This is a genomic window from Nocardioides sp., assembly GCF_047606145.1.
Lineage (GTDB): Bacteria > Actinomycetota > Actinomycetes > Propionibacteriales > Nocardioidaceae > Nocardioides.
Genome location: NZ_JASGET010000069.1, coordinates 1 through 10098 on the forward strand (window position 1 = coordinate 1; position 10098 = coordinate 10098).

Genomic DNA, 10098 nt, shown 5'->3' on the forward strand with positions numbered 1-10098 from the left:
ACCGGGGCCTCCTACGACTGTGGATAGGCCGAGCAGGCGGCCCCTGCTCGGTAACCCACGAACATGCGCAGAGAGGCCCCGGCCCGCAACCCCCTCAACCCGAGGCGGTCACGTCATACGGTCTGAGGTCGTCCCCGGCGTACCCCGCCTGGCGCTACCCGCCGTCGGTGGTGGTGGGGGGTAACACGTCGTTCGGATGGGTAGCAGCGTGCTGCAACAGGCTGCTACCTAGGTGGACAACGTGTTACCCCGCCCCCACGCCACCCTCCCCCGCGGCGCCACCCTCCCCGCGCGCCGCGCCCCACCGGCGAGACACGCCTCAGCGGGTGAAGACGATCTTGCCGAACAGGTCCCCGGACGCCATCGCGGCGAAGCCCGCACGGGCCTGGTCCAGCGGGAGGACGCGGTCGATCAACGGCCTGGTCCCGGTGGCGTCGAGCAGCGCCACCAGTGCGGCCAGCTCGTCCCGGGTGCCCATCGTGGAGCCGATCACCCGCAGCTGCCGGAAGAAGATGTGGCTCAGCATCGCGTCGTCGAGCTCCGGCCCGGACGTCGTACCGCTGATCACCACCGCGCCGCCCGGCCGCAGCGACCGGATCGAATGCGTCCAGGTGGCGCGCCCCACCGTCTCCATCACCGCGTCCACGGTGACCGGAAGCCGCTCGCCGGAGGCGAAGACCTCGTGGGCGCCGATCTCGAGCGCGCGAGCGCGCTTGGCCTCGTCCCGCGACGTCGCATAGACCCGCAGGCCGCCGGCCCGGGCCAGGGCGATGAGCGCGGTCGCGACCCCGCCGCCGGCCCCTTGGACCAGCACGCTGTCGCCGGGCTTGAGGGCGCCCTGCACGTAGAGCATCCGGTACGCCGTCAGCCAGGCCGTCGGCAGACACGCGGCCTCTTCGAACGACAGGCCGACCGGCTTGGCCACCACGTTGCGGCGCGGTACGGCGACCCGCTCGGCCAGCGTGCCCTGATAGCGCTCGGAGAGCAGTGAGCGCCGGGGATCCAGGGTCTCGTCACCCACCCACGAGGGGTCGGCGATCACGGAGTGGACGATCACCTCGTTCCCGTCCGGATCCAGGCCGGCCGCGTCGCAGCCGAGGATCATCGGCAGCGCCTCCTGCCGAAGCCCGACCCCGCGCAGGCTCCACAGGTCGTGGTGGTTCAGCGCCGCCGCTCTGACCTCGACGGTGGTCCACTCGTCCGGGACCTCCGGCTCGGGACGATCGCCGAGCACCAGCCCGGCGAGGGGGTCGTCATCGTGGAAGGACTCGGCGTAGACGGCGAACACGCCAGCACCCTACGTCGAGTCCGCGCAGCCGTCAGGCCCGGGCCACGCCCTCGCGGCGGGCTGCCCCGGCCACCGCTGCAGCCACCGTCGGCCCGACCCGCGGGTCGAACGGCGCCGGGATGACGAGGTCGTCGGCGAGGTCGTCGCCCACCAGCCCGGCCAGCGCCTCGGCCGCGGCCAGCTTCATCGACTCGGTGATCGAGGAGGCCCGGGCATCGAAGGCACCGCGGAAGATCCCCGGGAAGGCCAACACGTTGTTGATCTGGTTCGGGAAGTCCGAACGGCCGGTGGCCACGATCCGGGCATGCCGGTGCGCGACCTCGGGGTGGACCTCCGGGTTCGGGTTCGCCATCGCGAAGATGATCGCATCGGGCGCCATCGAGGCGACCAGCTCCTCGGGGACGGTACCCCCGGAGACGCCGATGTAGACGTCGGCCCCGACCATCGCCTCGGCCAGTCCCCCACTGCGCCCGGTCACGTCGGCGGTCAGCGCCGCGATCGCCGCCTTGTGCCCGGTCAGATCGGTACGCGCCGAGGACAAGATGCCCACCCGATCGAGCAGCACCAGGTCGCGGATGCCGTACTCGAGCAGGATCTTGGCGACCGCCACGCCGGCGGCACCCGCCCCGGAGATCACCACCCGGGTCGATCCGGGCGCGCGCCCGGTCAGGGTCAGCGCGTTCATCAACGCCGCCAGGGTGACCACCGCGGTGCCGTGCTGGTCGTCGTGGAAGACGGGGATGTCGAGACGCTTCTTGAGCCGGTCCTCGATCTCGAAGCACCGCGGAGCGGAGATGTCCTCCAGGTTGATGCCACCGAAGCTGGGCGCCATCCGGGCGACCGTCTCCACGATCTCGTCCACGTCGGTGGTGTCCAGGCAGATCGGGATGCTGTCCACTCCGCCGAAGGCCTTGAACAGCACCGCCTTGCCCTCCATCACCGGCATCGCCGCGGCCGGCCCGATGTCGCCCAGACCCAGCACCGCCGTGCCGTCGGTGACCACCGCCACCGTGTTCGGCACCCAGGTGTAGACCTGGCTCAGCTCGGGATCCTCGGCGATCGCGGTACAGACCCGGGCGACCCCGGGCGTGTAGGCCATCGACAGCGACTCGCGATCCGCGACCGATGCGGTCGGGGCGATCTCCATCTTGCCGCCGACATGCAGGTCGAAGACAGGATCACCGGCACGGGGATGGGTGGGCTGGGGGGAGGTCATCTCTTCCTCGTTTCACGACGGGCTCACGAGCTCACGACGAGCGCTGCTACAGGGAATCGGCACGACGCCTTCGGCCCACGTCTCCTGCAGGTGGCGGTACACGGAGCCCGGTGGGGATGTTTCCCCCGACCTCGACAGTCTGGCACAGCGGACGCCGGTGGTCGCCGTGGTTCAACTGATGATTCACATCAACGAATTCGTGGGCTCGGGCCGGGCCACGGCCAGAGTCGGCAGAGCACCACCGCGAGGACGTCGGCCTCGGCGATCACGCCACGATGGCGCGAGTCCACCCCCGCCTCGGGGTTGTCCGACAACAGCCACCAGCCGGGTCCACCCGAACGCGTCGTACGGCGCTCGACGGCCCGTTTGACCACCACGGCTCCGTCCGGGAAGCGCGCGACCACCAGTCCCCCGGCCCGCGCCCGGCGACGGTAGGAGACGAGGAGTCGATCGCCCGGGTGCAGCGCCGGACGCATCGACTCACCGGTGACCCTGGCCAGGCCGAACCATCCAGATGTGGGTACCCGTGGTTGACGCTCCGACACGCGGAGTAGTGTCGCAGGCAGCACGTCTTTCCCGATGTACTCGTCCCCAGAGAGGACTCAGATGTTCGCGCGAATGCTCGCCCCCGCCATCGAGGTCTCGGCGCACTGCGACCTGCCCTGCGGTGTCTACGACCCTGCCCAGGCCCGCATCGAGGCCGAGTCGGTCAAGGCCATCATCGCCAAGGCAAACGACAGCGACGACCCGGACTTCCGCACCCGCGCGGTGCTGATCAAGGAACAGCGCTCCCAGCTGGTCAAGGAGCACCTGTGGGTGCTGTGGACCGACTACTTCAAGCCGCCGCACTTCGAGAAGTACCCGCAGCTGCACACCCTGATCAACGAGGCCACCAAGCTCGCCGGGGCCGGCGGCACCAAGGGCACCATGGACGCCGAGGCGGCCGACCAGCTCCTGGCCAAGATCGACCAGATCGCCGAGATCTTCTGGGAGACGAAGAAGTGAGCCCAGCGACCCGAGCTTGCTCGGTGTCGTGCGGCGAACGCGTGAGTGCCCGAGCGCAGCGACGGCCGACGAAGAAGTAAGAGATTCCGCACGATCTTTGGCCCAGCCGGCGCCTACGCCAGCCGAAACCTACGCCGTCCCGCGACCCGCGGGGCGGCGTAGGTTCTGTTGGGAGTGCTGACATGATGGGCACATCGTCCCGGGGCCCCTTGGTCGGGCCGTGGTGTCGGGTACACACGATGGAGGGTCGTAGAGGATGGCAGCGATGGGTACCGAGGACTCCTCGATGCGTGCCGATGTCGAGCTTCGGCTACCGGCCGAGGGGGCTTACGTCTCGGTGCTGCGCACTACCACCGCCGGCCTCGCCGCACGCCTCGACTTCACCCTGGACGACATCGAGGACCTGCGGATGGCCGTCGGTGAGGCGGCCGCGATCGCGCTCGAGCATGTGCGGGAGCCGGCCGCGCTGGTCACCCGGTTCTGGCTCGGTGAGCGCCGGGTGCAGGTGCAGGTCGAGACGGTCGTCGACGACCCGACCCCGATCGACGAGGACAGCTTCGCCTGGCAGGTGCTGACCACCCTCGCCGACTCGGCCTCGGCCACGTTGTCCGGCGATCGCCTCGAGATCGTCCTCGTCGCCCAGGCGACGCCGTTGGAGGCAGCTCTCTGAGATGACCGATGAGCCGACTCGGACGGACACGATCGATCCTCAGCGGACCACCGCTGTCGAACAGACCAGGCGGCGCAGCAGCGATCTCTTCTCCGTCTTCACCTCCATGACCGCCACCGAGGCGGAGCGCGCCACCGCCCGTGACGAGCTCGTTCGGCTGCATCTGCCCCTGGTCGAGCACTGCGCCCGTCGGTTCCGCAACCGCGGCGAGCCGCGCGAGGACCTGGTCCAGGTCGGCACCATCGGCCTGATCAAGGCGATCGACCGCTTCGACATCGACCGGGGTGTGGAGTTCTCCACCTACGCCACCCCGACGATCCTCGGCGAGATCAAGCGACACTTCCGGGACAAGGGCTGGGCCATCCGGGTGCCGCGTCGACTGCAGGAGCTGCGGATGCAGATCGGCTCGACGAGCGCCGAGCTCACCCAGCAGCTCGGCCGCTCCCCCACGCCACGGGAGCTGGCCGACAAGATCGGCTGCTCGGTCGAGGAGATCGTCGAGGGACTGGAGTCCGGACACGCCTACTCGACGCTCTCGCTCGATGCCGGCGACGACAACGACGACAACCCGGCGACCATGCTGGACGCGATCGGCGCGGAGGACGAGAGCCTGGAGCACGTCGAGATCCGGGAGTCGATCAAACCGCTGCTGGAGGCACTCGACGACCGGGAGAAGCGCATCCTGATGCTGCGGTTCTTCCGCAACATGACCCAGTCGCAGATCGCCGCCGAGGTCGGCATCTCGCAGATGCACGTCTCGCGTCTGCTGACCCGCACCCTGGCGCATCTGCGTTCCGCACTGGAGACCGACTAGCCGCCCACGAGCGCGACGGGCTGAGGCCCGGTCCTCGTTCGTCCGGGCTCACTCCTCCTCGTCCGGACTCAGGGCATCGAGGCTGGCCGGGTGGAAGATGCCGACCAACCCGAGGACGGCGAGCACGAACAGCCCGACCGACAACAGCGCCGAGGAGTGCCGGGCGTTCCAGGAGAGCCCCAGGACTATCAGCTGGGTGAGCACGATCGGAGCCCGTGCCCAGGAGTGCAGACCACCCAGGCTCCAGGCGCAGAACCCGAGTCCGGCCCCGCACACCAGGAAGAAGATGCCGACCGCGGCCGCCGACCCGCCGATCTCGGAGTCGTCGAGGCTGGCGAACTCGAGCACCGCCCACACCAGTAGCAACACCGCCTCCACGGCGACCAGGACGACGGCGACCAGCAGGGGAAGCGGGCGGTTCTTCACTCGTCGAGGGTAGAGGATCGCCTCCCACCCACCGCGAGCGATCTGCGGCGGTGACGGAACAGACACCTGTTACCTCTTGTTTAACGCTCCAATTGTTGGAAGCCTAGGGCTACGCACGTGAAGGCGTTCACATTGTCGTGCCTTCATGCACCGCGGGTCTTGAGCCCGCCGACGACGTAAGGAAAGAGGTCCCACCCAGCCATGGATTGGCGCCACCGTTCGGCTTGCCTCGATGAGGACCCAGAACTGTTCTTCCCGATCGGGAACACCGGACCGGCGATCCTGCAGATCGAGGAGGCGAAGCAGGTCTGCCGGCGGTGCGAGGTGCGCGAGCAGTGTCTCCAGTGGGCCCTCGAGGCCGGCCAGGATCACGGTGTCTGGGGCGGGCTCAGCGAGGACGAGCGCCGTGCGCTCAAGCGCCGCAACGCGCGTTCGCGCGTCCGCACCAGCGCCTGACCGACCAGCACCACGAGCGACCTCCCGCGACGAGTGAGTCCGACTCACTCGACCGGGAGGTCTATTGTTGCCCGCGCACCCGACCCGGCCGGGGCGGCGCCCAGCTGCAGCCGTCCCCCGAGTTCGGACTCCACCAGCGTCCGTACGATCGACAGGCCGAGGCTGCTGTGGCCATCGAGGTCGAAGCCCTCGGGCAGACCGTTGCCGTTGTCCTCGACACTGACCACCAGATGTCCCGGCGGCCGAGCGACCTCGACCGCGATCTGCCCCACCCGCCGGCCCGCGAAGCCGTGCTCGACGGCGTTCTGCAACAGCTCGGTGAGCACCATGGCGAGCGGGGTGGCGATGTCGGAGAGCAGTTCGCCGAAACTGCCGAGCCGTCGCACCCGGACCTCCACGCCGAGCGCGCTCATGTCGCCCACCATCGAGCCGAGCCGGTCGGCGATCTCGTCGAAGGCCACCGTCTCGGTGACCGCCTGCTGGGAGAGGATCTCGTGGACCAGGGCGATCGACCCGACTCGCCGTACCGCTTCGTCGAGCGCCTCGCGCTCCACCCCCGATCCGATCCGGCGCGCCTGCATCCGCAACAGCGCGGCCACTGTCTGCAGATTGTTCTTCACCCGGTGATGGATCTCGCGGATGGTGGCGTCCTTGGTGACCAGCTCCCGGTCCCGGCTGCGTAGGTCCGTGACGTCGCGGACCAGCACCAGCGCACCGAGATGCTCCCCGCCCGGGCGCAGTGGGATCGCCCGGACGATCACCGCCATCGACCCGGTGTCGAGCTCGGTGTCGCGGTGTGCCCGGCCGCCGAAGACCGCGCTGATCGTCTCCTCGTCGGGCCGCTTGCGCGGCGGTACCAGGGCGCGGGTCGTCTCGGCCAGCGAGACTCCGTCCAGATCCCCGGACAGGCCCAGCCGACGGTAGACCGAGAGCGCGTTCGGGCTGGCGTAGGTCACCACCCCCTCCGCATCGACCCGGATGCAGCCGTCCCCGACCCGGGCGGTGTCGGCGTGGTCGCTGCGCTGTCCGAGCGCCGGGAAGTACCCGTTGGCGATCATCTTGGTCAGGTCGGCGGCCGTCTCGAGGTAGGTGAGCTCCAGTCGGCTGGGAGCCCGTACGCCGAGCAGGTTCGTGTTGCGGCCGAGGACCGCGATCACCCGGCCCTGGTGACGCACCGGGATCGTCTCGACCCGGACCGGGAGGTCGTCGCGCCAGTCCGGATCGCCCTCCCGGACCAGGCGCCCGGCATGGTAGGCCTCGTCCAACGGCGGGCGCCGCCCGATCGGCACGAAGGTGCCGACCACGTCGTCGACGTACGCCGTCGGACCGGTCGTCGGGCGCATCTGGCCGCCCGCCCAGAACCCCTTCCCCTCCCGGTCGGGGAGCCACAGCACCAGGTCGGCGAAGGACAGGTCGGCGAGGATCTGCCAGTCCGCCATCAGCAACTGGAGCCAGCCGACATCGCCCTCGCTGAGGTTGGTGTGGCTCTGCGCGAGCTCGGTCAACGACGGCACAGGCCCAGGGTAGAGGTGGGTCCTGCCACGCGGCACAGAGGGTTTTGGCAAGATGTCCCCCATGCCCGAGCCGTCGTCATCGCCGCCGCCGACGACCCGTTACTGGGCGGAGGTCAAAGGCGCCGGGCTGAGTGTCCCGGACGACCGGCCACTGGCCGATCTGACCGCGGAGCTGACCCGGATGCTCGGCGACCCGGACCCGCAGATACGTGACGGCGTGGCGTACCCGACCCTCGCCACCTGGATCGAGCGCGGGGTGTACGACGACCTGCTGATCGGACTCGGCGACGGAATGGCCGCGGGGTTGACCGTCGGGCTCGGCGAGCGCGACACCGACACCGTCTTCCGTCGCAGCTTCTCGGTGCTGATCCTGACCGAGTGCATCGTGCGCGACACGGTGCGGCCGCTGGTCACCGGCAGCAAGATCTACGAATGGGGCGACCGGATCTCCGGCTGGCTGCTGCGCGAGCGCGACATCCGGGGCTACGTGCCCGGCCGGGGGTGGGCGCACGCGCTGGCCCACGGAGCCGATGCGCTGGCCGCACTCGGCTCCTCCCCGCACCTGGGCGCCAACGAGCTCACCGTCCTGCTCGACGTCATCGCGGACCGGATCCTGATGCCGGCCGACATCGCCCTGACCCACGGCGAGCCGGATCGGCTCGCGCTGGCGACCGTGACGATCCTGCGCCGCGGCCTGGTGCCGACCACCGTCGTCGAGCCGTGGATCTCCCGGGTCGCCGCCGGCGCCAACCGGAGCTACCCCGGAGCCGGCAAGGACCCCTACCTGCGCACCGGCAGCGCGGAGGCCTTCCTGCGGGCGCTCTACCTGCAGCTGGCGCTCGGCGCGCGGCCGCTCGCCAACCGCTCCGACCTGCTGCTCGCGGTCGTGGACGGGCTCCGGGCGAGCAACCACCCCTACCTGGCCTGACAGTGGTGCACCGCCACCCCGCCCCGGCCCGCGCCACCGGCCGGCGCCGAGCCGCCGCTGATTTCGCCGGATCGGCGGTGATTTGAGAGACTGGCCCGTGGCCCCTCGGGGATCCGTGACTACAGGAGGACACCATGGGCAAGACCGGACGCAAGCGCCGCGCGCGCCGCAAGAAGGGCGCCAACCACGGCAAGCGCCCCAACAGCTGAGCACGCGCTCAGCGCGACGTAGCGAGCCCCGGACCGTGACGGTCCGGGGCTCGCTGCATCGCTCCTCGGCCTCATGCCGGGTCGGCATCCGCTGCCGAGGCGGAACCAGGCGGAGCCGGTCAGGGGTTCGCGATCTCCACTCGGACCTGCTCGAGCCGGACCATGATCTTGGCCCGCAGGTCCCCCGGCGCGCTCTCCGAGCACGACCGCGCGACCACTTCCTTCACGGTGCGCTGCAGGTCGTACTTCGCCAGGCAGGGATTGCAGGTGTCCAGATGCTTCCGGACCGCCGCCCGGTCGTCATCGTCGAGCTCGTTGTCGATCAGATACACGATCTGCTCGAGGAAGTCCGCGCACTCCGCCGGGGTCACCTCGTCGGCCGCGTCGTGCCGATGCCCGTTCACGATCCACTTCCGTTCCGGCCCGCGGTCATCAGATCGTTGCTGCGCACGTAGTCCGAGAGCAGGTCGCGCAACTGCCGGCGCCCGCGGTGCAGTCGGGACATGACGGTGCCGATCGGCGTATCCATGATCTCGGCGATCTCCTTGTAGGCGAACCCCTCCACGTCGGCGAGGTACACCGCCAGCCGGAACTCCTCGGGCAGACGCTGCAGTGCGTCCTTGACCTGAGAGTCGGGCAGGTGCTCCAGCGCCTCGGTCTCCGCCGACTTCAGGCCGGAGGAGGAGTGTGACTCGGCCCGGTGCAGCTGCCAGTCCTCGACGTCCTCGGCCATCGACTGCTGGGGCTCGCGCTGCTTCTTGCGGTAGTTGTTGATGAACGTGTTGGTCAGGATCCGGTACAGCCAGGCCTTCAGGTTGGTCCCCGGCCGGAACTGGTGGAAGGACGCGTACGCCTTGGCGAACGTCTCCTGCACCAGGTCCTCCGCGTCGGAGGGGTTGCGGGTCATCCGCATCGCCGCGGAGTAGAGCTGGTCCAGGAACGGCAGCGCGTCCCGCTCGAAGCGGAGGTCACGCTCGGCATCGGTCTCGGTGGCCACGTCCACGACCTCCGGGATCGCCGCCGCGTCGAGGGAGTCGAGGGAATCGTCTGTCTCACTCATCGACGCCAAGCCTACGCCGGGACGCACGGCCACCAGCGTGGCAGCGACGGCGTCGGGACGCTCGAGCAGTACGGTCACGCACTGATCAACCCACCGGCCCCGACCGGCATTCCCACCATCCCCGGCTTCCCGGCGTACGGCGGCCCGGTCAGGTCGCCATCGGCCCGGACACCGGCCCGCTCGTGGTACCGATGACCTCGCGGGTCAGCCACTCCAGCACCGACTCCACCACGATGGCGGCGACGTCCTCCGCGGAGACGCCGGCCCGGGCCCCGACCCGCAGCGAGTGGTCGGCGCCGGGCACGACCACCAGGTCGGTCCCGGCCGGGAACTCCTCCGGCCGGCCCATCGGGTCGCGGGCGCCCTGGACCACCAGCGTAGGCACCTTGGTTCCGGTCAGCTCCTCGGCCCGGCTCTTCTCCGGCCGGCCCGGCGGGTGCAACGGGAAGGCGAGGCAGAGGCAGCCGGCCGCGCCGAGCGCCCGCGCCGTCCGCGCCGCCGACCGGGCGCCG

The 10098-nt window shown here is 70.2% G+C and carries 14 protein-coding genes; 6 read left to right on the forward strand and 8 right to left on the reverse strand.

Features of this window, described 5'->3' with window-relative positions; all coding sequences use genetic code 11:
• Nucleotides 1-319: 319 nt before the first annotated feature.
• From QM638_RS08685 to QM638_RS08695, 3 genes are all read right to left on the reverse strand, one after another.
• Nucleotides 320-1288: a zinc-binding dehydrogenase gene (locus QM638_RS08685; RefSeq protein WP_415141562.1), complete on the reverse strand. Its 969-nt coding sequence runs from the start codon at nt 1286-1288 to the stop codon at nt 320-322.
• A gap of 31 nt (nt 1289-1319) precedes the next feature.
• On the reverse strand, nt 1320-2504 hold the full coding sequence (locus QM638_RS08690; protein WP_415141563.1) for an NAD(P)-dependent malic enzyme: 1185 nt from the start codon (nt 2502-2504) through the stop codon (nt 1320-1322).
• A 188-nt stretch (nt 2505-2692) separates the two neighbouring features.
• Complete coding sequence (locus QM638_RS08695) at nt 2693-3049, reverse strand: S24 family peptidase (RefSeq protein ID WP_415141564.1); 357 nt, start codon at nt 3047-3049, stop codon at nt 2693-2695.
• Nucleotides 3050-3110: 61 nt separating this feature from the next.
• On the opposite strand from QM638_RS08695, the gene sodN reads away from it, so the two are divergent.
• The 3 genes from sodN to QM638_RS08710 all read left to right on the forward strand — a co-directional run bounded on the left by sodN (nt 3111) and on the right by QM638_RS08710 (nt 4993).
• The gene (gene sodN / locus QM638_RS08700) at nt 3111-3509 is read left to right on the forward strand and encodes a superoxide dismutase, Ni (RefSeq protein ID WP_415141565.1); all 399 of its coding nucleotides are present in this window, start codon (nt 3111-3113) and stop codon (nt 3507-3509) included.
• A gap of 265 nt (nt 3510-3774) precedes the next feature.
• Nucleotides 3775-4179 carry an anti-sigma factor gene (locus QM638_RS08705; protein ID WP_415141566.1) on the forward strand — a complete coding sequence of 135 codons (405 nt, stop codon included), beginning with the start codon at nt 3775-3777 and terminating at the stop codon, nt 4177-4179.
• A 1-nt stretch (nt 4180) separates the two neighbouring features.
• On the forward strand, nt 4181-4993 hold the full coding sequence (locus QM638_RS08710) for an RNA polymerase sigma factor SigF (RefSeq protein ID WP_415141567.1): 813 nt from the start codon (nt 4181-4183) through the stop codon (nt 4991-4993).
• Between the two features lie 48 nt (nt 4994-5041).
• On the opposite strand, the gene QM638_RS08715 is transcribed toward QM638_RS08710, so the two are convergent.
• Nucleotides 5042-5419, reverse strand: coding sequence for a hypothetical protein (locus QM638_RS08715; protein WP_415141568.1), 378 nt, complete (start codon nt 5417-5419; stop codon nt 5042-5044).
• 201 nt (nt 5420-5620) lie between these two features.
• Between QM638_RS08715 and QM638_RS08720 the strand changes: the two genes are divergently transcribed.
• Nucleotides 5621-5875, forward strand: a complete 255-nt coding sequence (locus QM638_RS08720; RefSeq protein WP_415141569.1) for a WhiB family transcriptional regulator — start codon at nt 5621-5623, stop codon at nt 5873-5875.
• 44 nt (nt 5876-5919) lie between these two features.
• On the opposite strand, the gene QM638_RS08725 is transcribed toward QM638_RS08720, so the two are convergent.
• Nucleotides 5920-7389, reverse strand: coding sequence for a sensor histidine kinase (locus tag QM638_RS08725; protein ID WP_415141570.1), 1470 nt, complete (start codon nt 7387-7389; stop codon nt 5920-5922).
• Nucleotides 7390-7450: 61 nt separating this feature from the next.
• On the opposite strand from QM638_RS08725, the gene QM638_RS08730 reads away from it, so the two are divergent.
• Nucleotides 7451-8317 carry a DUF2785 domain-containing protein gene (locus tag QM638_RS08730; RefSeq protein WP_415141571.1) on the forward strand — a complete coding sequence of 289 codons (867 nt, stop codon included), beginning with the start codon at nt 7451-7453 and terminating at the stop codon, nt 8315-8317.
• 134 nt (nt 8318-8451) lie between these two features.
• Nucleotides 8452-8526: a 50S ribosomal protein bL37 gene (locus tag QM638_RS08735; RefSeq protein ID WP_370249596.1), complete on the forward strand. Its 75-nt coding sequence runs from the start codon at nt 8452-8454 to the stop codon at nt 8524-8526.
• 119 nt (nt 8527-8645) lie between these two features.
• On the opposite strand, the gene rsrA is transcribed toward QM638_RS08735, so the two are convergent.
• The 3 genes from rsrA to QM638_RS08750 all read right to left on the reverse strand — a co-directional run.
• Nucleotides 8646-8930 (reverse strand): mycothiol system anti-sigma-R factor, encoded by a 285-nt coding sequence (gene rsrA, locus QM638_RS08740; protein WP_415141572.1) that lies wholly within the window; start codon nt 8928-8930, stop codon nt 8646-8648.
• A complete protein-coding gene (locus QM638_RS08745) occupies nt 8927-9586 on the reverse strand; it encodes a sigma-70 family RNA polymerase sigma factor (protein WP_415141573.1) in 660 nt (219 codons plus the stop codon). The genes rsrA and QM638_RS08745 overlap by 4 nt, the downstream gene beginning before the upstream one ends.
• A gap of 148 nt (nt 9587-9734) precedes the next feature.
• Nucleotides 9735-10098, reverse strand: a 364-nt coding sequence (locus tag QM638_RS08750) for an alpha/beta family hydrolase (RefSeq protein ID WP_415141574.1), incomplete at its 5' end; no start/stop codon positions are given.

What these genes read in the sequence shown, in the direction of transcription:
- QM638_RS08690 (WP_415141563.1), bottom strand. Translation starts at nt 2,504, where the DNA reads ATGACCTCCCCCCAGCCCACCCATCCCCGTGCCGGTGATCCTGTCTTC.
- QM638_RS08710 (WP_415141567.1), top strand. Translation starts at nt 4,181, where the DNA reads ATGACCGATGAGCCGACTCGGACGGACACGATCGATCCTCAGCGGACC.
- sodN (WP_415141565.1), top strand. Translation starts at nt 3,111, where the DNA reads ATGTTCGCGCGAATGCTCGCCCCCGCCATCGAGGTCTCGGCGCACTGC.
- QM638_RS08730 (WP_415141571.1), top strand. Translation starts at nt 7,451, where the DNA reads ATGCCCGAGCCGTCGTCATCGCCGCCGCCGACGACCCGTTACTGGGCG.
- QM638_RS08705 (WP_415141566.1), top strand. Translation starts at nt 3,775, where the DNA reads ATGGGTACCGAGGACTCCTCGATGCGTGCCGATGTCGAGCTTCGGCTA.
- QM638_RS08745 (WP_415141573.1), bottom strand. Translation starts at nt 9,586, where the DNA reads ATGAGTGAGACAGACGATTCCCTCGACTCCCTCGACGCGGCGGCGATC.
- QM638_RS08720 (WP_415141569.1), top strand. Translation starts at nt 5,621, where the DNA reads ATGGATTGGCGCCACCGTTCGGCTTGCCTCGATGAGGACCCAGAACTG.